This is a genomic window from Streptomyces sp. NPDC102514 (genome assembly GCF_055584525.1).
The window spans coordinates 311,461-331,285 of sequence record NZ_JBVJLW010000006.1; the positions used below are offsets into that span (position 1 = coordinate 311,461).

Consider the following 19,825-nt stretch of genomic DNA (forward strand, 5'->3'; position numbering starts at 1 on the left):
CGGCACGGCTTCGGCCGGTTTCCGGCCCGACGGCCCGGATAGCCTTCCGGGGTGCTGCAGTACGACGATCTGACGCCGCCGGAACGTGCCGTCTGGGATGCCTTTCCCGAGGGCAGGCTCGTGGACCTGCGCAGCGGAGACCCCGAGGAGGACGACGCCGTCGGCGGGCGGGCGTGGGGTGCCGGGCGCACGGTCAGGGCCGAGGTCCTGGCCGCCCTGCTGCTCGGGGCGAACTCCGCCCGGCCGGGAGCCGTCGCGGCCCTGAACCTCACGGGCGCGCGGATCGTCGGCCGCCTCGACCTGGCGGGCGGCGACATCGCCCACACGGTCCACCTCGCGTCGTGCAGGCTGGAGGAGACCGTGAACCTGCGCGGCAGCGCCACCCGCACGATCCGGATGACACGCTGCCGGGTGCTCGGCATCGAAGCGCAGATGGTCCGCGTCGAAGGCCGCTTCGAACTCAGCGGAACGACCCTGCGGGGCGGCCGGCTCGCACTCACCAACGCCCACGTCTCCGGAGAACTGGACCTGAACGGGGCCACACTGGAGGCCGACGGCACATGGGCCCTGTTCGCGGGCGGGCTCGTCGCGGAGGGCGCGGTCTTCTGCAGCAAGGGCTTCACCGCCAGGGGAGGGCTGCGGCTGCTGGGGGCCCAGCTGTCCGGCGGCCTGTTCCTGGGCGGAGCACGACTGGCGAACCCGGCGGGCGAGGCGCTGCTCGCCGACACCGCCACCGTGTCGACGCTGGAACTGACCGACGGCTTCAGCACCGCTGGTGTGGTCCGGATGCGAGGCGCGCACATCACCAACCGCCTGTCGCTGCGGGGCGCCGCCCTCGGTGAGCCGGGCGCCGCCCTGGACCTCGCCCGCATCCAGGTCGCCGAACTCGACCTCACGCCCGCGGTCGCCCCGTCCGGCGGCATCGACCTGCGCAGCGCACGCGTCGAGGTACTGCGCGACAACGAGACCGGCCGGACCGCACGCGTACGGCTGGAGGGGCTCGTCTACACCTCCCTCCACGCGGACGACGCGCCGGCCACCGGACTCGGCGAACGCGTCGGGGCCGCCCGTCGCGTCGCGTGGATCCGCCGGTCACCCGGCTACAGCCCGCAGCCGTACGAGCAACTCGCCGGCTGGTACCGCCTCATCGGCCATGACGACGACGCCCGCCTCGTCCTGCTGGAGAAGCAGCGGCACCGGCGCGGCACCCTCCACCCCGTCGCCCGGATCTGGGGCCGCGTCTTCGACGCCACGGTCGGCTATGGCTACCGGCCCTGGCGCGCGGGCGGCTGGCTGATCCTGCTGTCACTGATCGGGACGCTGGTCTTCAGCGCCCACACCCCCACGGCGAACAAGGAGGGCGAGGGGCCGCCGTTCAGCGCCGTGGCCTACACGCTGGACCTGCTGATCCCGATCGGCGGCTTCGGCCAGCGCGGTTCCTGGCACTGGGCCGACCCGACGGTCATGGGCCTCTCGTACGCGCTGATCGCCGCGGGCTGGCTACTGACGACGGCGGTGGTAGCGGGCATAACCCGCTCCCTGAACAAGAACTGACCGAAACGGCCGAGAGGGCGCTGCCCCGCTTCCGACCGGACTTCAGCCTGCGGGCCCACGACGGCTGGCCGCGCCCCTGGGGCCCTCCGGCCGGGGGTTGGACTGCGGGTCCACGGCGGCTGATCGCGCAGTTCCTCGCGCCCCTGGGGGGTGGGTGCCTTGGGCCGGACTTCGGCCTGTGGGTCGGTGGTGGCTGGCCGCGCAGTTCCTCGCGCCCCTAAGGGGTCCTCCGGCCGGGGGTTCGGCTGCGGGTCTGCGGTGGCTGGCCGCGCAGTTCCCCGCGCCCCTGACGGGGCCGCGGCATCGCGCGCACGCCAAGCCCGTCTCCCAGCGGCCCACCCACACACGCCCCGCAGTCGACAACCCGGCCACACCCCCACCCACCCAGGGGCGCGGGGAACGGCGCGCTCAGCCACCGCGGACCCGCAGCCGACGAACAGGGGCGCGCAGGCACGGCGCATTCGGCCACGCACAGCCCGCAGCCGAAGAGTAGGGGTGCGGGGAACGGCGCGCTCAGCCACCGCGGACCCGCAGCCGACGAACAGGGGCGCGCAGGGACGCCGCATTGGCCGCCCACGACGACCCGCAGTCGACAACCCGGCCACACCCCCCACCCACCCAGGGGCGCGGGGAACGGCGCGCTCAGCCACCACGGACCTGCAGGCTGAAGTCCGGCCGGAGGACCCCCCAGGGGCGCGGGGAACTGCGCAACACCCCCACCGGCCCGCACCCGAAAAGCGACCCCCGACCCCCCGCCCCCCAACCCCCTACGCCCCCTTGGGAACCCCCGTAGACCCCCGCACCATCAACTCCCCCCGAATCGTCGCGATCCCCCCGGGCGGAACCTCCTCCCGCCCCATCGCGATCCGCCCCGCCCGACCCCCCGCGTCAGCCAGCGGCAACCGCACGGTCGTCAGTGCCGGCACCGCGTCGATGCTGAACGGCAGGTCGTCGAAGCCGACGACGGACACGTCGTCCGGAATGCGCAGACCCGAGTCCCGAAGAGCCGCACACGCCCCCAACGCCACCGTGTCGTTCGCGGCCACGACAGCCGTCAAGTCGGGCTCCCGGCGCAGGAGTTCGATCGTGGCCTCGTACCCCGCCCGCCGGTCGTACCGCCCATGAACCGTCCGCGCGGGATCGTCCGCGATGCCGTGCGCGGCGAGCGCGTCCCGATGCCCTTCAAGCCGGTGCCGCGTGGTCGTCCGCTCCTCGGGCCCCGCGATGTACCCCATCCGCCGATGCCCGAGCCCGATCAGATGCTCGGTCAGTTCCCGCCCGCCACCCCGGTTGTCGAAGGTGAGCGCCACCGCGTCGGTGTCCGCCGGCGCGGGCGGCCGGCCGCACAGCACCACCCGCGTCCCCGCCTCCCCGAGCTTGCGCAGCTTCGTCGCGACGGCCGTCGCGTGCGCGGTGTCCTCCACGGCCCCACCGGTCAGTACGACCGCAGCCGCCCGCTGCCGTTGAAGGAGCGTGAGGTAGGTGAGTTCGCGTTCCGGAGAGCCGCCGGTGTTGCACACGACGGCGAGCCGTTCCCCGCCCGCCCGGCCCCCGGGCCCGCCGATCTCGGACTGGATCGCCCCGGCCATGATTCCGAAGAACGGGTCGGCGATGTCGTTGACCAGGATCCCGACCAGGTCGGAGGTGGCTGCCGCGAGTGCGCTCGCGGGACCGTTCAGTACGTAGTCCAGGTCGTCCACGGCCCGCAGCACCCGTTCGCGGGTGGAGGCCGCCACGGGATAGTTCCCGTTCAGCACGCGCGACACCGTCGCGGGCGAGACCTGCGCGCGAGCCGCCACGTCCGCCAGGGTCACCGTCATCTCGAAGTCCTCCGGTCGCGCATCTCGTCATCGTCGTCAGTCCAGTGCGGGCCCGCTGCCCCGTCGTAGCGACAGCCACAACCACAGCCGTTGCCGCAGCCAAAACCACAGCCGCAGCCAAAACCACAGCCATCGCCACCGTCCGGCACGACGCCCAGCCCCGACGCCCCTGGCCGGAAGTCACCCGAGCAGCGCGGATGAGTGGTGCAGACCTTACGTCCGGCCGGGACCCGGCACGACCTTACGGCCGTACACCCCTCCCGTTCGCCCCCTCGAACAACTCGCCACCCCCGCGCTCTTGTCCGATCCGCTGCACAGAGGCTAGCTTCTTCTTACATAGAAAGCGCTTGCTGCGACGCTCGCCAGTTCGTACGCGGCGCGGGACGCGTACGAAGGGAATGACGTGACACGCAAGACGGTGCGCATCGCCATGAACGGCGTGACGGGACGCATGGGCTACCGCCAGCACCTCGTCCGCTCGATCCTCGCCCTGCGCGAGCAGGGCGGTCTCGACCTCGGTGACGGCACCGTGCTGTGGCCCGAACCGGTCCTCGTCGGCCGCCGCGAGCACGCCCTGAAGGCGCTCGCCGACCAGCACGGCATCGAGCACTGGTCCACCGACCTGGACGCCGTCCTCGCCGACCCGGCCATCGACATCTACTTCGACGCGCAGGTCACCTCGGCCCGCGAGGAGGCGCTGAAGAAGGCGATCGCGGCCGGCAAGCACATCTACACGGAGAAGCCGACCGCCACCGGCCTCGACGGAGCCCTCGCGCTCGCCCGTCTCGCGGACGAGGCCGGCATCAAGCACGGCGTCGTCCAGGACAAGCTCTTCCTCCCCGGACTGCTCAAACTCAAGCGGCTCATCGACGGCGGCTTCTTCGGCCGCGTCCTGTCCATCCGCGGCGAGTTCGGCTACTGGGTCTTCGAGGGCGACTGGCAGTCCGCCCAGCGCCCGTCGTGGAACTACCGGACCGAGGACGGCGGCGGCATCGTCGTCGACATGTTCCCGCACTGGGAGTACGTGCTGCACGAGCTGTTCGGCCGCGTGAAGTCGGTCCAGGCGCTCACCGCCACGCACATCCCGCAGCGCTGGGACGAGGGCGACAAGCCCTACGACGCGACCGCCGACGACGCCGCGTACGGCGTCTTCGAACTCGAAGGCGGCGCGATCGCCCAGATCAACTCCTCCTGGGCGGTCCGCGTCAACCGCGACGAACTCGTCGAGTTCCAGGTCGACGGCACCGAGGGTTCGGCCGTCGCCGGACTGCGCAACTGCCGTGTCCAGCACCGGTCCGCGACCCCCAAGCCGGTCTGGAACCCGGACATCCCCGCCACCGAGGTCTTCCGCGACCAGTGGCAGGAGGTGCCCGACAACGCCGAGTTCGACAACGGCTTCAAGGCCCAGTGGGAACTGTTCCTCCGCCACGTCTACGCCGACGCCCCCTACCACTGGGACCTGCTGGCCGGCGCCCGCGGCGTCCAGCTCGCCGAACTGGGCCTGAAGTCCTCCGCCGAGGGCCGCCGCTTCGACGTCCCGGAGATCTCCCTGTGACCATCGAACTCCCGCGCGCGGACGGCAGGTTGCACACCTACACCCCGCGCCCCGACCCGCTCCCCGTCACCGCCGGCGCCCCCTTCGGCGCCCGTACGGTCTTCTCGGCGGCGCACGTGGTCGCCGACCCGTACGCCGACACCACCCCCGACTCGCCCGCCGCCGTCGACTGGGACGCCACCCTCGCCTTCCGCCGCCACCTGTGGTCCCACGGACTCGGTGTCGCCGAGGCGATGGACACGGCCCAGCGGGGGATGGGCCTCGACTGGGCGGGCGCGGCCGAGCTGATCCGCCGCTCGTCGGCCGAGGCGAAGTCGGTCGGCGGCCTGATCGCCTGCGGCGTGGGCACCGACCAGCTGCCGGCCACCGGGGCCGCGCACCCGTACGGGTCGTACAGCCTGGACGACGTACGGGCGGCGTACGAGGAGCAGCTGGCCCTCGTCGAGGAGTCCGGCTCCCAAACGATCCTGATGGCCTCGCGAGCCCTCGCCGCCGTCGCCAAGGGCCCCGAGGACTATCTGGAGGTCTACGGCCACCTGCTGCGCCAGGCCGCCGAACCGGTGGTCCTGCACTGGCTGGGCCCGATGTTCGACCCGGCCCTTGAGGGCTACTGGGGCAGCACCGACCTGGACGCCGCCACCAGCACCTTCCTGGAGGTCATCGCCGCCCACCCCGACAAGGTCGACGGCATCAAGGTCTCGCTGCTGGACGCCCGGCGCGAGATCGACCTGCGCCGCAAGCTTCCCGACGGGGTGCGCTGCTACACCGGCGACGACTTCAACTACCCCGAGCTGATCGCGGGCGACGACCAGGGCTTCAGCCACGCCCTGCTCGGCATCTTCGACCCGCTGGGCCCGCTCGCCGCGGAGGCCGTACGGACCCTGGACACAGGCGACGTACAGGGCTTCCGCGCCCTCCTCGACCCGACCGTCGAGCTGTCGCGCCACCTCTTCCAGCCCCCCACCCGCTTCTACAAGACGGGCGTGGTGTTCCTGGCCTGGCTCGCGGGCCACCAGTCCCACTTCACGATGGTCGGCGGCCTCCAGTCGGCCCGTTCCCTGCCGCACCTCGCCCGCGCGTACGAACTCGCCGACGGCCTGGGCCTGTTCCCCGACCCGGCACTGGCCGAGACCCGCATGAAGAACCTGCTCTCCCTGTACGGAGTGAACCAGTGACCGCAGCCGACCTCTCCCGCTTCAGCATCAACCAGATGACGGTCAAGCAGCTGTCGATGCCGGAACTGGTCGACGCGTGCGGCGAGTTGGGCATCCCCGGCGTGGGCCTGTGGCGGGACCCGGTCCGGTCCTACGGCCTGGAGCGGACGGCCAAGCTGGTCCGGGAGGCCGGCCTGACCGTCACGACCCTCTGCCGAGGCGGCTTCTTCACGGCGATCGACCCCGCCGAGCGGGCGCAGGCGCTCGACGACAACCGCCTGGCGATCGACGAGGCCGCCACCCTCGGCACGGACACGCTCGTCCTGGTCTCGGGCGGCCTCCCGGCGGGCTCCACGGACCTCCACGGCGCCCGGGAACGCATCGCGGACGCCCTGGCCGAACTGGGCCCGTACGCCGAGGAACGGGGAGTACGTCTCGCCATCGAACCCCTCCACCCCATGTACGCCGCCGACCGCTGCGTGGTCTCCACGCTCACCCAGGCCCTGGACCTCGCGGAACGCTTCCCCGCGCACCAGGTCGGCGTGACGGTCGACACGTACCACATCTGGTGGGACGACCAGGCTCCGGCGCAGATCGCCCGCGCGGGCGCCGGCGGCCGTATCCACACCTTCCAGCTCGCCGACTGGACGACCCCGCTCCCCGAGGGCGTCCTCAACGGCCGCGGCCAGATCGGCGACGGCTCGATCGACATGCGCGAGTGGAAGGCGTACGTCGAGGCGGCGGGCTACACGGGCCCCATCGAGGTCGAACTCTTCAACGACGCCCTGTGGGCCAGGAACGGCCGCGAGGTCCTGACGGAGACGGCGACACGCTTCACCCAGCACACGACCTGACGAACCGGCGAAGCCGCCTGACGACGCCACCGGACCCGCGCCACCGCCCGGCGCGGGCCCGAAACAGGTCTACGGTCCGGCTCCGCCTCTACGTGTCGAGAATGTGCCGCAGATAGGCGTGCGGGTCGGCGAGATAGCGGCGCCAGTGGTCGACGACGCCGAGCTCCCGCCAGGCGACCTTCCGCATACCGTGCTCGCCGACCTCGACGATGTCCGCGCCGGGCAGGGCGGTCAGCAGGGGTGAGTGCGTGGCGCAGATGACCTGGCCGCCCTCCTTGGTCAACCGGTCGATGTGCCCGATCAGTTCGAGGCACGAGGAGAAGGAGAGGGCGGCCTCCGGCTCGTCGAGAACGTAGAGCCCGGTGTGCAGGAACTTCCCGCGGAACGCCGCGAGGAAGCCCTCGCCATGGCTGACCGAGTCCGGCGACAGCCCCTCCCTGCCCAGAGCGTCCAGCGCGGTCTCGGCCCGCAGGAAGAAGCCCTTGCGGGCCGCCCAGCTGGTGGCCATACGGCGCCCGCGCGGGGCAGCGTCGAACTTCATCCGCTCGCCGAGCGCCGACTTGCCCCGCGGGGAGGCGTAGCGCCAGTCGTGGGAACCGCCGTAGGAGTCCAGCCCGAACCCCTCCGCCAGCGCCTCGACCAGCGTCGACTTCCCCGAGCCGTTCTCCCCGACCAGAAAGGTCACCGGCGCGGTGAACCGCAGCCCCTCCTCGATCAGCTGCCGGACACAGGGCACGGACCAGGGCCAGACGTCCTCGTCGTACGAGGAGAGATGGGCATACGCGCGTTCGACAATCACCCGCCCAGTGTCGCCCAGAGCGGGCGCCCGCCCCCGCTCGAAAAAAGCTCAAAAAAATCTCAAGCAACCGTGCAACCCTCCCCCCACCTCGCGGGTCGTACCTGGCATCAGAACCTTTGGAGGGGGATCCGGGGGGATCGCGGGGGTTCTGATCTGGGGGAGGGGAACCGAGGGGCCCGGTCGACGGACCGGGCCCCTCGAAATATGTCCGGACGTCCGCAGCGGAATGTTCCGTCGACGGTCCGGTGCCCCCCGGTGCTAGAAGAACACCCCGCACCGCAGCAGCACATTCGCGTAAGGCCGGGCCTCGCCGGTTCGGACGATCAGGCGGGCGCCGGCCGAGAGCGTCTTCAGGTTCTCGTGGGAGACGTGGGTCAGCGTGTCGGGGAAGTGGGTTGTCAGGAGGGCCGAGGCTTCCGGGTTCGACTCGCGTATCTCCTGTGCCGCCGTCGCCCCCTCCACCACCAGTTCTTCCAGCAGGCCCTCCAGGACCTCCTGGAACGAGGGGACCCCGGCCCGGAAGGCGAGGTCCACGACCCGCGGGCCCGGCGGGATCGGCATGCCCGCGTCGCAGATCAGGACGCCGTCGCCGTGGCCCAGTTCGGCTGTCGCGCCCGCCAGGTGGCGGTTCAGGATTCCGGACTTCTTCATACGGCGGCGACCTCTTCGGCAGTGGGGAAGGACGCCTGCGCGCCCTGACGGGTGACGGCGACGGCGCCCACGCGGGCCGCGTACGCCGCCGAGTCCGCGAGGGACTCGCCCGCGCCCAGCCGCCAGGCCAGCGCCGCAGTGAAGGAGTCGCCCGCGCCGGTCGTGTCCACGGCGGTCGCCTCGACGGCCGGGACCCGGGTGGCGCCCGAGGCGTCGGCGACCAGCGCGCCCTCCTCGCCCAGGGTGACGACCACCGAGCGCGGGCCGAGGGCCAGCAGCGCCCCGGCCCACTCCTCGGGCGTCGCGCCCGCGTCCGCGCCGAGCACCACCCGCGCCTCGTGCTCGTTCACGATCAGCGGGTCGCAGGCGGCGAGGACCGCCGCGGGCAACTCCTGCGGCGGGGACGGGTTGAGGACGAAACGGGTGCCGGGGCGCAGGCCCCGTACGACCTCCTCGACCGTCTCCAGCGGGATCTCCAGTTGGGTCGAGACGACCTTGGATGCCGTGAGCGGGGCCGATGCCTCGCGGATGTCGTCCGGGGTGAGGCGGCCGTTCGCGCCCGGCGACACCACGATGCTGTTGTCGCCGGACGGGTCCACCGTGATGAGCGCGACCCCGGTGGGCGCGCCGCCGACGAGGACCCCGGACGTGTCGACCCCGGCCGCCCGCTGCGAGTCGAGCAGCAGCCGGCCGTGCGCGTCGTCGCCGACCCGGGCGAGGAGCGCCGTACGCGCCCCCAGCCGGGCGGCGGCGACCGCCTGGTTGGCGCCCTTGCCGCCCGGGTGCAGGGCCAGGTCGGAGCCGAGCACGGTCTCCCCGGCGCCCGGCCGCCGCTCGACACCGATGACCAGATCGGCGTTGGCCGACCCGACGACCAGCAGGTCGTACTCGAACATGAACTGTCTCCCTGGAAAGGTGAATACGGGGCGGTCGGGGTCAGCCCGTGAAGTCGGCCACGTTCTTCGACGTGACCACCTTCACCGGGACCTTCACCGTCTGCTCGGTCTTCTTGCCGTCGGCCGCCCGCAGCGCGTTCTCCACGGCGATCCTGCCGAGTTCCTTCGGCTGCTGTGCCACGGAGGCGTACATCGTGCCGTCCGCGACGGCCTTCAGTCCGTCCGGCGTGCCGTCGAAGCCGATGACCTGGACCGACTTCCCGGCCTTGGAGCCGAGCGCCTTGATCGCGCCGAGTGCCATCTCGTCGTTCTCGGCGAAAACGCCCTGGACGTCCGGGTGGGCCTGGAGCAGGTTCGTCATGACGTCGAGACCCTTGGTGCGGTCGAAGTCGGCGGGCTGCCTGGCGACCACCTTGATGTCCGGGTAGGCCTTCAGACCCTCCTCGAAGCCCGCGCCGCGCTCACGGCTCGCGGACGTACCGGCCAGGCCCTGCAGGATGACGATCTTGCCCTTGCCGCCCAGCTTCTCGGCCAGCGCCTTGGCGCCGAGCTGCCCGCCCTCGACGTTGTCGGAGGCCACGAGCGCGGCCGTCCTCGCCTTGTTGACGCCCCGGTCGACACCGACGACGGGGATGTCGGACTTGTTCGCGGAGCGCACCGAAGGGCCCGCCGCGTCCGAGTCCACCGGGTTGACGATGATCGAGTCGACGCCCTCGCTGGTGAAGTTCTGCAGCTGGTTGGCCTGCTGCGAGGCGTCGTTCTGCGCGTCGGTGACGGTCAGATCCGCCCCGAGCTTCTTCGCCTCGGCCTGCGCACCCGCCTTGATCTGTACGAAGAAGGGGTTGTTCAGGGTGGAGAGGGACAGGCCGACCTTCGGCTTGTCGGACGAGGACGAGCCGCTGTTGAAGATGCTCAGGCCGCCCACGACCGCCGCCACGAGGACGACCGCGAGCCCGTACTTGACCGCCTGCGGGCCCTTCCTGCCCGCCGCGCCCCCGGCGCCGGACGTCACCGGGGTCGCCCCGGCCTTGCGGCGCACGGTGTCGAGCAGCACCGCCAGCGCGATGACCACACCGATGACGACCTGCTGCCAGAACGCCGACACGGACAGGAGGTTGAGGCCGTTGCGCAGCACCGCGAGGATCAGCGCGCCGATCAGCGTCCCGGACGCCTTGCCCGTACCACCCGCGAGGGAGGCGCCGCCGATGACGACAGCGGCGATCGCGTCCAGCTCGTAACCCTGCGCGGCCTGCGGCTGCGCGGAGGACAGCCGGGAGGCGAGCACGATGCCCGCGGCGGCGGCGAAGAGCCCCGACAGTGCGTAGATGGCGAGCTTCTGCCGCTTCACCCGCAGCCCGGAGAGACGCGCCGCCTCCTCGTTGCCGCCGATCGCGTACATGGAACGCCCGATGTACGTACGCCCGAGGATCACGGCCGTGATCAGGCCCAGGACGATCATCACGAGGACCGGGACCGGCAGCCAGCCGCCGAGCGTGTCACCGAGGTGGGAGACCGAGTCGGGGAAGGCGATCGGGGAGCCCTGTGAGATCACCAGGGACAGGCCGCGGCCCACCGACAGCATGGCGAGCGTCGCGATGAACGGCGGCAGCTTCCCGTACGAGATCAGGACGCCGTTGACCAGGCCGCACGCTATGCCGGTGGCGATCGCGAGGATCACCGCGATCCAGACCGGTACGCCCTCCGAAGTCGCCGTCCAGGCAAGGACGGTGGCGGAGAGGGCGGCGACGGAACCGACCGACAGGTCGATGCCCGCCGAGACGATCACGAAGGTCACACCGAAGGCGAGGATGGCGGTCACGGCCGCCTGCACGCCGATGTTGAGCAGGTTGTCGGTCGTCAGGAAGTCGCCGGACAGGGCCGACATCGCGATGACGAGAATGATGAGCGCGGTGAGCGCGCCGTTGTCGAGCAGGAGCCGGCGCAGGCCACCAGAGGCGCCCGAGGCGCCACCGCCTGGAGCGCCACTCGCGCCCGTTGTGCTCTTGAGCGTGTCAGTGGCCACGGGGGTCCTCCACAGCGGTATCAGCGGTATCAGCGGTAACGGGGGTAACAGGGGCAGCAGAGTTGCTGGGTGATGCGGTGGTCGGTGTACTGACGGCGAGGGCCATCACGGAGTCCTGGGTCGCCTCGTCGGCGGAGAGTTCCCCGGCGATCCGGCCCTGGGCCATCACCAGCACCCGGTCGCTCATGCCGAGCACCTCGGGCAGATCGCTGGAGATCATCAGGACGGCGTGACCGGCGGCCGTGAGCGCGTTGACCAGCTGGTAGATCTCGACCTTGGCGCCCACGTCGATACCGCGGGTCGGCTCGTCGAGGATCAGCACCCTGGTGTCGGCGAGCAGCCACTTGCCGATGACGACCTTCTGCTGGTTGCCGCCGGAGAGCGTGCGCACGTGCTGGCCGAGCCCGGCCATCCGTACGCCCAGCTGCTCGGCGATCCGCGCGGCGGCCGTCCGCTGGCCCTTGAGGTCGACGAGCCCGCCGCGGGTCGCCGCCCGCAGGGTGACGAGCCCGAGGTTCTCCTCCACGGAGGCGTCCAGGAGCAGGCCCTGGCCCTTGCGGTCCTCGGGGACGAGCCCGATCCCGGCGGTCATGGCCGCGTTGACGTCGTGGCGGGGAAGCGGGCTGCCCGCGACGGCCACCGACCCCTTGTCGTACGGATCGGCGCCGAAGACGGCTCGCACGACCTCGGTCCGTCCGGCACCCACGAGGCCGGCGATACCGACGACCTCACCGGCGCGCACCTCGAAGGTCACATCGTGGAAGACACCGTTGCGGGTGAGCCCGTCGACGGAGAGCAGGGCCGGCCCGGTGTCACTCTCGTCACCGCTGTCGGGCCGCTCGCGCGGATACTGCAGCTCGATGGAACGGCCCACCATCATGCGTACGAGATCGTCCTCGGGCGTCGACGCGGGGACCTGGCCGACGCTCCGGCCGTCCCGGATGACCGTGACGCGGTCGCCCAGGGCGGCGATCTCCTCCAGGTGGTGGGTGATGAAGACGATGCCCACGCCGTCCTCGCGCAGCTTGCGCACGATCCGGAAGAGCTTCTCCACCTCTCTGGAGGTGAGCACCGCGGTCGGCTCGTCCATGATCAGGACGCGGGCGTCCAGGCTCAGCGCCTTCGCGATCTCGACCATCTGGAGCCGGGCGATGCCCAGTTCACGCACCCGCGCACGCGGCGAGACAGTGACGCCCACCCGCTCCAGGAGCACGGCGGCGTCGGCCTCCATCCTCTTCCGGTCGATCATCCCGAGGCGGCGCGGCTGGCGGCCCAGGAAGATGTTCTCGGCGACGGTGAGGTCGGGGACCAGGTTGAACTCCTGGTAGATGGTCGCGATCCCGAGGCGCGCGGCGTCCTGCGCGCCGTGGATGCGGACCTTCTCGCCGTCGACGACGATCTTCCCGGCGTCGGGGCGGTAGGCGCCGGACAGCATCTTGATGAGGGTGCTCTTGCCGGCACCGTTCTCACCGAGCAGTACGTGCACCTCGCCGCGGCGCAGATCGAAGTCGACGCTGTCGAGCGCGACCACACCGGGGAAGGTCTTGCGTATCCCTTCGATACGCAGCAACTCGTCCGGGCTGCTGCTCACGGGTTGCTCCTTTGAGTGACGTTCACGGGTGCGCTGTCCATGGGGGGCGGTTCGCCGCAGGAGCGGCGGACGACGAGGGCGGCGGGGAGGGTGACCGACTGCGGGGGCCGCCCCTCGATGCGGTCGACGACGGCGCGTACGGCCGCGCGGCCCAGTTCGGGGGTCGGCTGGGCGATCGCCGTGACCGGCGGATCGGTGTGCACGAACCACGGGATGTCGTCGAAGGCGGCGAGCGCGATGTCGTCGGGCACGCGAAGACCACGCGCCCGTACGGCGTCCAGGGCGCCCAGGGCCATCAGGTTGTCGGCGGCGAAGACGACCTCGGGCGGCTCGGCCAGGTCGAGGAACTCCTCGGTGGCCCGCCGGCCGCTGGCCGCCTGGAAGTCGCCCTGCCCGATGTAGGCGTCGGGGAGCGGCAGCCCGTACGCGCGCAGGGCGTCCCGGAAGGCGTCGACGCGCTCGCTGCCGGTGGTGGTGGCGGCCGGGCCCGCGATGATCGCGAGCCTGCGGTGGCCGAGACCGTACAGGTGGGCGACGAGGTCGCGTACGGCGGCGCGGCCGTCGGCCCGGACGACGGGCACGTCCACGCCCGGTATCCACCGGTCCACGAAGACCATCGGCGTACCCGAGCGCGCGGCGTCCAGCATCAGCGGGGAGCCGCCGTCCGTGGGCGACACGAGGAGGCCGTCGATACGGCGGTCGAGGAGCGTACGGACGTGATGGTCCTGCAGGTCGGGCCGCTCGTCGGCGTTGCCGATGATGACGCTGTACCCGAGGGCGCGGGCCTCCTCCTCGACGGAGCGGGCCAGTTCGGTGAAGTACGGGTTCAGTACGTCGCTGATGACCAGGCCGAGCGTGTGGGTCTGGTCGGTGCGCAGGGAGCGGGCGACGGCGTTCGGGCGGTAGCCCAGTGCCTCGACGGCGGCCAGTACGCGGGTGCGGGCGTCCGCGCTCACCGACGGGTGGTCGTTCAGGACCCGCGACACCGTGGCGACGGAGACACCCGCCTCGGCGGCGACGTCCTTGATGCTCGCCATCGACGCTCCACCTCCTTGTGGATCATCTTGGAATCGATTACATGCGTAACGCTGAGAGCGATTGGAATCGATTACATCGAAGTAAACAAGTCCTTGAGACCGGATCGTGATGTTGCGGGCGGGGTGGGCATGCGTGCGGGCCGGAGCGGGTCCTGCGGTTTCCCGCACCCCTGGAAGCGTGCTCATGTTCTGGCCAGTGCGTTGCGATATTCGCAAGACGCGGTTACGGTGAGTGCATGTCCGATTCCGTAATCGACCGTGTGCGTAGAGTGATAGGGGCGACTTCGCTGAGTCAGGCCGCGTTCGCCGAGAAGGTGGGGCTCACGCCCGACAAGCTGTCCAAGTCCCTGGCGGGGGTGCGCCGCTTCACGTCGCTCGACCTGGCGTTGATCGCCGAGGCGGGTGGCAGAACCGTGGACTGGCTGCTCACGGGGCGCGAGCCGCTGCGTCCGGCGTTCGCGGCCCGGACCACCGCCGGCGCGACTCCCCGGCGGGGCCGCGTCAGCGATGCCGCGGACCGATTCACGGCGGCGTACGAGGTGTTGGAGCTGCTGGGGAGGCCGCCCGAGCTGCCGCCGATGCCCTTCGTGCGTCCGGGCATCAAGCGTTTCGTGGACCAGGGGAGGCAGTTGGCTCAGGACGCCGTCGGTGCGCTCACCGCGGCGGACGGCCACCGGACCGTGGCCGGTCTGGAGACCGACGTGCTGATCACGGCCTGTACACAGGCGTTCGGTGTGGACGTCGCGGTCACGTGTCTTCCCGAGGCCGTGGACGGGCTCACCTGGCAGACGGACACGTTCCGGCTCATTCTCATCGGACCCACGGAGACCTGGACCCGGCAGAGGTTCACGCTGGCTCACGAACTCGGCCACATCCTGGCCCGCGACGCCCAGGAGCTCGTCGTCGAATCGCATGTCGCCCCAGGGCGGCAGAAGGATCTGACCGAGGTGCGGGCCAACGTCTTCGCCTCCAACCTGCTGATGCCGGCGCCGGAGATCCGTGACCGGTTCCGCCAGGTGGCGGATCGGCACGGCGGGCTCACCGTCGAGGCGTTCTCCGAGCTGGTCGTGGCCTTCAAGGTCTCACCCAGCGCGCTGAGCGCACGGTTGAGTCAACTCCGCCTCATCGACGCGAGGTCGGAGCCCGCGGTCCACCACAGGGGTCTGACCACGGAGATCTGCCATCTGCTCGCCGGTGCGACAGACGCCTTCCAGCGGCAGCTCGCCTGGGCCGCGGCCCAACGCTTCCCCGTGCGCCTCGTGGCCGCGCTCTACAAGTGCTACGCCGAGGGGGAGACGACGCTCCGGCCCCTCGCCGCCCTCCTGGGCATGGACGTGGACCAGCTGCACGACCTTCTCGACCCGGCCGACCCCGACATTCCGGAAGCCGCCGTCAGCGAGGCGGAAGAAGGGGACCTGATCTTCCAGCCATGAGACTCTGCTGGTTTCCGGACAACACGGTCCTGTGCAACTTCGCGGTCGTCGACCGCGTGCCACTGCTGGAGAAAGTGCTCGACGGGCGCGGCCGTTGGACCGAAGCGGTGGCGCACGAAGCCGAGCAATCCGCTCGGTACATCCCCCGATTACGGGAGGTCGAGTCGCTCGGCATGCTCGGCGAGCCGATCGCCATCACGGACGTCGAGGAGATCGCCGCGGTCGACCGCCTGCGCCGGGCCGTCTTCGGGGGCGTCGCGTCATTACCCACCAAGCATCTCGGGGAGGCCGAGACCTGCGTACTGATCACCATGCGCACGGGCTTCCGTGATTCGGTGTGGATCACCGACGACCGGTCGGCCGGCACGTACGCGCGGCGGAAGGGCATCACCACCAAGGAAACCTTCGACCTCGTGAACGAGGCCGTGGTCGGTGGGCTGATCAGCGCCGTGGACGGCCATGACCTGCTCCACCGGATGGTGGCAGCCGGCCGCCATCTGCATCGCGTTTCCGTACGTCCCGACGAGCTGATGCGCTGAGTGCGTTCGGTCGGAGTATCCGGTCGGCGCCTGCGCCGGGGTCGGTCGGTGAAGGGACCGGGCCCCCGACCCCTCCTTGGCCCTGGAGTCTCGTGGGGGTCCCGCGGCGTGACGGCCGGGTGAATTCCAGCGGAATGTGGAATTGCTGGCGCGTTTACGATTCAACGCCGCGCATTTATCCGCGAGTCGGTGCACAACCAAGCGCGCACCTCGTCCGTCACACCAAGCGAAAGGCACCACAACTGCTCCATGGAGGTTATGCAATGCCTTATCGCCGCGGTGGTCTTCGTCCTGCGCGCGCCCTATCGATTCTGGCGCCGATTCTCGGAATCGGACTGGCTCTTCCGCTTACCCTCGCCGGAACGGCGGGTGCGGCGGAATCGACGGCCACGGCCGCGGTCAACGAGTACGGCTGGCAGCTCACGTACACGGCAGCCGCAGGTCAGGTCAACAATGTGGCCGTCACGCAGTCGTACAGCGACGACCGCGCGCAATACATCTATGTAATCGACGATGTCGTTCCGATAACCGCCGGAAACGGGTGCAGCTATCCCGACAGCGCGGACCGGACCAAGGTCACCTGCGCGATCGAGAATATCGAGAGCCAGTCCCCGTACGCGGCTCTGGAGGCGGACCTCGGCGATGGGAACGACACCGGCTCCGTCGAGAATCGCACCGACCAGATTTTCTCCTACAACTCCGTCGAGCTGGGCCTCGGCAACGACAAGTGGACCAGCGGCGCCGGCGAACGGGTCGACGGCAGCGCCGTCAGGGGTGGCGCGGGGAACGACGTCATCACGGTCGGCCGGTACGGGTCGTCGCTGGGCGGCGACGGCGCCGACACCCTCACCGCCACCGGCGGCGGCGAGATCCTCCAGGGCGGCGCGGGCAACGACGTGCTGCGCGGCGGCGCGGGCGAGCAGATCATCAAGGGCGACGACGGCAACGACACGGTGTACGGCGGCGCGGGCGACGACGAACTGTACGGCGGCAAGGGCGACGACACCGTGCACGGGGACGCCGGCAACGACCGCATCTGGGGCAACAGCGGCAACGACAAGCTGTACGGCGGGGCGGGGACGGACACGATCTCCGGCGGAGCCGGCACGAACGTGATCGTCCAGGACTGACGATCGCGCGCTGTCAGGGGCCGCGCGGCTGTTTCTCGCGGTCCCCTGGCGGTGGCGCCCGCGGGTCAGAGGAGGTGGTCCGCCTTGCCGGCTTTGATGTCGAGGATGAGGGTGCGGAGGGCTTCGCGGGTGTCGGTGAGGGGGGTGTCTTCGGCGCCGGTGACGGCTATGTAGGCGTTGCCGTGGGGGTCGGTGCCGAGGCGGAAGCAGTTGTTGCCTTCGCCGCAGAAGGGGGGCTCCCAGGTGATGTGGTCGGTCACGACGTCTCCTACAGTTCGCGAGCAATCTTGTGGATGAGGCCGCGAGATGCTGCTGAGGACATTGCCGCGCCGTCCATCCAGTCCAAGTGGGAACGGTACTTCGTGAGCTGAGCCTCGGCGTGGGTGAATTCCGGCCCGTGTGCCGAGTCCAGTTGCACGGTGTCGAGCGGGGGCACCTCCCCGTCCGCGTAGAGCAACGCATGCCCTGCGCCAGGGAATCCGCCCACGGATGTGGGGATCACGCAGACCTCGACGTTCTCCCGCTCGGACTGAGCGGCCAGATGCCGGAGTTGCTGCCGGGTGGCATCCGTGCCGCCGTACGGCATACGCAGGGCGGCTTCGTGGACGTAGGCGACGTACGGGAGCGGGTCAGGTCGATCGAGGACCTGCTGACGCTCCATGCGATGCACGACGCGCAGTTCGACTTCGAGCCGCGTCAGCGGGGGCAGTACCGCTGCGAAGACGGCGCGGGCGTACTCCTCGGTCTGGAGCAGTCCGGGCGCGTGCATGACCTGAGTGGTCCGGACGCGGGCGGCGTGCCACTCCAACTCGGCGATGTCCAGCAGGCCGGAGGGCAGTGTGCCGCGGTGGCGCTCCCACCACCCCCGCTCCTTGTCGGCGGCCATGGCCACCAGTGCCTCGACGTAACTGTGCTCCGCGCACGCGTAGTTGCATGCCAGAGTGCGGACGCGTTCCGGCGAGAAGGGGCGGATGCCCGACTCCATGTTGGAGAGTCGCGTCCTGTCGATGCCGAGGAGGCTTGCGGCGTACTCCGTGGTGACATCCGCCGCCACCCGCATCTTGCGCAGCTCGGAACCAAGTCGCTTCTGCCGCTGCGTCGGGGCGGTTCTGGTTGACATTCGGACAGTCTGCCTGCAGGAAAGACAAGGGCGCGCACACGAAGGGGGTAATTACCTCCAGCTTGATGGACACAGTGACTCCAGTGGGTCTACTTTCTGTAGTGCACCGCTTACACAAGGCAGTCGGCAGTGCATCACCCGAGCCTGCCCGAACCCCCCGCCCTGGGAGGGGAACCCCCTGCCCTGGGAGGGAACCCCCTGCCCGGCAGGGGCGGGCCCGTGTCAGGGAGACGAGCCACCGGCCGCCGCGCACCGTCCATCCATGCATCCAGCCAGTCAGGGGTCCCCCGTGCCCGAAACCGCCTCCACCTGTCCCGTCCCGCTCCCTCCCGCCACCTGGGGCTGCCACCTGCACCTCACCAACGACCCCAGAGCCCCACGTATCGCCCGGCACACCATCCGCACCGCCCTTCTCGGCTACGCCTGCGCCGCGGAACTCGTCGACACCGCCGAGCTGTTGACCTCCGAGCTGGTCTCGAACGCCGTGCAGCACTCCGACGGCCCGGTCACCGTCAGACTCCGTACCCGCCGCGGAGTCGTCCGGATCGGGGTCATGGACAACCACCCCGAACTCCCCGACCCCTTGCCCTGCACCACCGACCAGGACTTCGGCCGGGGCCTGTTCCTCGTCGACGCGCTGGCCGACGCCTGGGGGCGTTACCCCCTCGCCGCCCGGTCCCGGACGGCCGGCTGGAAGGTGGTGTGGTTCGAACTGGCCGCGCGGCCGTCAACTGCGTTCATGCACAACTGAGTTGTTGTGGAAGGCTGTCGGCAGCCGTGCGCGGGCAAGAGGCCTGGCGGGCGGTGGTCGAGAGGAGTGCAGCGTGAGTCAGGACGGTTTCCGTGCCGAGGAGATCGACACCAGCAGGCCGCACCCCGCGCGGATCTACGACTACCTGCTGGGCGGCAAGGACAACTACGAGGTGGACCAGCGGGCCGGTGACGCCCTCGCCGCCGCCGCGCCCGAGGTGCGCATAGGGCTGCGGGCCAACCGGGAGTTCCTGCGGCGGGCCGTCCGGTACGTCGTCGGCAGCGGCGTCCGCCAGATCCTCGACATCGGCACCGGGCTGCCCACCTCCCCGAACGTGCACGAGATCGCCCACGAGGTGGCGCCGGACGTGCGCGTCGCCTACGTCGACAACGATCCGATCGTCAGCGCGCACGCCGACGCGCTGCTCAGCGGTTCCGGCGCGAACAGCATCGTCCTCGCCGACCTGCGCGACCCGCGGGCCATCGTGGACCACCCCGACGTCCGCAGGGTCATCGACTTCGACGAGCCGGTGGCCGTACTCCTCGTCGCCATCGTCCACTTCCTCACCGACGCGGACAAACCCGAGCAGGTCGTCGCCACGCTGCGCGACGCGCTGCCGGCCGGAAGCTTCCTGGTGCTCTCGCACGCCACGGGTGACTTCGCCGATCGCCGCGATGCCCAGGCCGTCTACAGCAAGGCCAGCGCCACGCTGAACCTGCGGTCCCGCGCCGAGGTCGAGCGCTTCTTCGACGGCTTCGAACTGGTCGAACCCGGCCTCGCCCAGGCTCCGTTCTGGCGCCCGGACGCTCCGCCGCCGGCCAGGTCGGAGGAGATCGGCTTCTACGGAGGCGTGGCCCGCAAGGCAGGCTGAGCCGCCGGTGCCGGTGCCGGTGCCGGTGCCCGTACGGGTACGGGTGC

The 19,825-nt window shown here is 70.8% G+C and carries 18 protein-coding genes; 9 read left to right on the forward strand and 9 right to left on the reverse strand.

Annotated elements, in window-relative coordinates; genetic code table 11:
- The first annotated feature begins 51 nt into the window (after positions 1-51).
- Positions 52-1,554 carry an oxidoreductase gene (locus ACZ60E_RS18190; RefSeq protein WP_469441572.1) on the forward strand — a complete coding sequence of 501 codons (1,503 nt, stop codon included), beginning with the start codon at positions 52-54 and terminating at the stop codon, positions 1,552-1,554.
- A 767-nt stretch (positions 1,555-2,321) separates the two neighbouring features.
- Here the strand turns inward: ACZ60E_RS18190 and ACZ60E_RS18195 are convergent.
- On the reverse strand, positions 2,322-3,374 hold the full coding sequence (locus ACZ60E_RS18195; RefSeq protein ID WP_469441573.1) for a LacI family DNA-binding transcriptional regulator: 1,053 nt from the start codon (positions 3,372-3,374) through the stop codon (positions 2,322-2,324).
- A 403-nt stretch (positions 3,375-3,777) separates the two neighbouring features.
- On the opposite strand from ACZ60E_RS18195, the gene ACZ60E_RS18200 reads away from it, so the two are divergent.
- Genes ACZ60E_RS18200 through ACZ60E_RS18210 form a run of 3 tightly spaced genes read left to right on the forward strand, consistent with a single transcriptional unit; the run spans position 3,778 to position 6,937 of the window.
- Positions 3,778-4,929, forward strand: coding sequence for a Gfo/Idh/MocA family protein (locus ACZ60E_RS18200; RefSeq protein ID WP_384807964.1), 1,152 nt, complete (start codon positions 3,778-3,780; stop codon positions 4,927-4,929).
- Positions 4,926-6,104, forward strand: a complete 1,179-nt coding sequence (locus ACZ60E_RS18205; protein WP_469441575.1) for a dihydrodipicolinate synthase family protein — start codon at positions 4,926-4,928, stop codon at positions 6,102-6,104. The genes ACZ60E_RS18200 and ACZ60E_RS18205 overlap by 4 nt, the downstream gene beginning before the upstream one ends.
- Before the next feature lie 35 nt (positions 6,105-6,139).
- Positions 6,140-6,937, forward strand: a complete 798-nt coding sequence (locus ACZ60E_RS18210; protein ID WP_469441809.1) for a sugar phosphate isomerase/epimerase family protein — start codon at positions 6,140-6,142, stop codon at positions 6,935-6,937.
- Positions 6,938-7,025: 88 nt separating this feature from the next.
- On the opposite strand, the gene ACZ60E_RS18215 is transcribed toward ACZ60E_RS18210, so the two are convergent.
- The 6 genes from ACZ60E_RS18215 to ACZ60E_RS18240 all read right to left on the reverse strand — a co-directional run bounded on the left by ACZ60E_RS18215 (position 7,026) and on the right by ACZ60E_RS18240 (position 13,934).
- The gene (locus ACZ60E_RS18215; protein ID WP_469441576.1) at positions 7,026-7,736 is read right to left on the reverse strand and encodes an AAA family ATPase; all 711 of its coding nucleotides are present in this window, start codon (positions 7,734-7,736) and stop codon (positions 7,026-7,028) included.
- A 258-nt stretch (positions 7,737-7,994) separates the two neighbouring features.
- A complete protein-coding gene (gene rbsD, locus ACZ60E_RS18220) occupies positions 7,995-8,387 on the reverse strand; it encodes a D-ribose pyranase (RefSeq protein WP_453792658.1) in 393 nt (130 codons plus the stop codon).
- Entirely contained in the window at positions 8,384-9,283 is a 900-nt protein-coding gene (locus ACZ60E_RS18225) for a ribokinase (protein WP_469441580.1), read from the reverse strand. Before ACZ60E_RS18225 ends, rbsD begins: the two co-directional genes overlap by 4 nt.
- A 40-nt stretch (positions 9,284-9,323) precedes the next feature.
- On the reverse strand, positions 9,324-11,306 hold the full coding sequence (locus ACZ60E_RS18230) for an ABC transporter permease/substrate-binding protein (protein ID WP_469441583.1): 1,983 nt from the start codon (positions 11,304-11,306) through the stop codon (positions 9,324-9,326).
- A complete protein-coding gene (locus tag ACZ60E_RS18235; protein ID WP_469441585.1) occupies positions 11,296-12,897 on the reverse strand; it encodes a sugar ABC transporter ATP-binding protein in 1,602 nt (533 codons plus the stop codon). The genes ACZ60E_RS18230 and ACZ60E_RS18235 overlap by 11 nt, the downstream gene beginning before the upstream one ends.
- The gene (locus ACZ60E_RS18240; RefSeq protein WP_469441587.1) at positions 12,894-13,934 is read right to left on the reverse strand and encodes a LacI family DNA-binding transcriptional regulator; all 1,041 of its coding nucleotides are present in this window, start codon (positions 13,932-13,934) and stop codon (positions 12,894-12,896) included. The genes ACZ60E_RS18235 and ACZ60E_RS18240 overlap by 4 nt, the downstream gene beginning before the upstream one ends.
- Positions 13,935-14,170: 236 nt before the next feature.
- On the opposite strand from ACZ60E_RS18240, the gene ACZ60E_RS18245 reads away from it, so the two are divergent.
- The 3 genes from ACZ60E_RS18245 to ACZ60E_RS18255 all read left to right on the forward strand — a co-directional run bounded on the left by ACZ60E_RS18245 (position 14,171) and on the right by ACZ60E_RS18255 (position 17,036).
- Complete coding sequence (locus tag ACZ60E_RS18245) at positions 14,171-15,367, forward strand: helix-turn-helix domain-containing protein (protein WP_469441590.1); 1,197 nt, start codon at positions 14,171-14,173, stop codon at positions 15,365-15,367.
- Entirely contained in the window at positions 15,364-15,906 is a 543-nt protein-coding gene (locus tag ACZ60E_RS18250; protein WP_469441592.1) for a PIN domain-containing protein, read from the forward strand. The genes ACZ60E_RS18245 and ACZ60E_RS18250 overlap by 4 nt, the downstream gene beginning before the upstream one ends.
- 263 nt (positions 15,907-16,169) lie before the next feature.
- Positions 16,170-17,036, forward strand: a complete 867-nt coding sequence (locus ACZ60E_RS18255) for a calcium-binding protein (RefSeq protein WP_469441594.1) — start codon at positions 16,170-16,172, stop codon at positions 17,034-17,036.
- A gap of 65 nt (positions 17,037-17,101) precedes the next feature.
- Here the strand turns inward: ACZ60E_RS18255 and ACZ60E_RS18260 are convergent, their stop codons facing one another.
- Both ACZ60E_RS18260 and ACZ60E_RS18265 read right to left on the reverse strand, forming a co-directional pair.
- Entirely contained in the window at positions 17,102-17,296 is a 195-nt protein-coding gene (locus ACZ60E_RS18260; protein ID WP_469441596.1) for a hypothetical protein, read from the reverse strand.
- A gap of 8 nt (positions 17,297-17,304) precedes the next feature.
- Entirely contained in the window at positions 17,305-18,156 is an 852-nt protein-coding gene (locus ACZ60E_RS18265; RefSeq protein WP_469441598.1) for a helix-turn-helix domain-containing protein, read from the reverse strand.
- Between the two features lie 262 nt (positions 18,157-18,418).
- On the opposite strand from ACZ60E_RS18265, the gene ACZ60E_RS18270 reads away from it, so the two are divergent.
- Both ACZ60E_RS18270 and ACZ60E_RS18275 read left to right on the forward strand, forming a co-directional pair.
- The gene (locus tag ACZ60E_RS18270) at positions 18,419-18,907 is read left to right on the forward strand and encodes an ATP-binding protein (RefSeq protein WP_469441599.1); all 489 of its coding nucleotides are present in this window, start codon (positions 18,419-18,421) and stop codon (positions 18,905-18,907) included.
- A gap of 73 nt (positions 18,908-18,980) precedes the next feature.
- Entirely contained in the window at positions 18,981-19,778 is a 798-nt protein-coding gene (locus ACZ60E_RS18275) for an SAM-dependent methyltransferase (RefSeq protein ID WP_469441601.1), read from the forward strand.
- Positions 19,779-19,825 lie beyond the last annotated feature (47 nt).

Excerpts from the sequence above, each read along its gene's own strand:
- ACZ60E_RS18210 (WP_469441809.1), top strand. The coding sequence starts at position 6,140 with ATGACGGTCAAGCAGCTGTCGATGCCGGAACTGGTCGACGCGTGCGGC.
- ACZ60E_RS18250 (WP_469441592.1), top strand. The coding sequence starts at position 15,364 with ATGAGACTCTGCTGGTTTCCGGACAACACGGTCCTGTGCAACTTCGCG.
- ACZ60E_RS18255 (WP_469441594.1), top strand. The coding sequence starts at position 16,170 with ATGCCTTATCGCCGCGGTGGTCTTCGTCCTGCGCGCGCCCTATCGATT.
- ACZ60E_RS18225 (WP_469441580.1), bottom strand. The coding sequence starts at position 9,283 with ATGTTCGAGTACGACCTGCTGGTCGTCGGGTCGGCCAACGCCGATCTG.
- ACZ60E_RS18195 (WP_469441573.1), bottom strand. The coding sequence starts at position 3,374 with ATGACGGTGACCCTGGCGGACGTGGCGGCTCGCGCGCAGGTCTCGCCC.
- ACZ60E_RS18270 (WP_469441599.1), top strand. The coding sequence starts at position 18,419 with ATGCATCCAGCCAGTCAGGGGTCCCCCGTGCCCGAAACCGCCTCCACC.
- ACZ60E_RS18265 (WP_469441598.1), bottom strand. The coding sequence starts at position 18,156 with ATGTCAACCAGAACCGCCCCGACGCAGCGGCAGAAGCGACTTGGTTCC.
- rbsD (WP_453792658.1), bottom strand. The coding sequence starts at position 8,387 with ATGAAGAAGTCCGGAATCCTGAACCGCCACCTGGCGGGCGCGACAGCC.
- ACZ60E_RS18245 (WP_469441590.1), top strand. The coding sequence starts at position 14,171 with ATGTCCGATTCCGTAATCGACCGTGTGCGTAGAGTGATAGGGGCGACT.
- ACZ60E_RS18240 (WP_469441587.1), bottom strand. The coding sequence starts at position 13,934 with ATGGCGAGCATCAAGGACGTCGCCGCCGAGGCGGGTGTCTCCGTCGCC.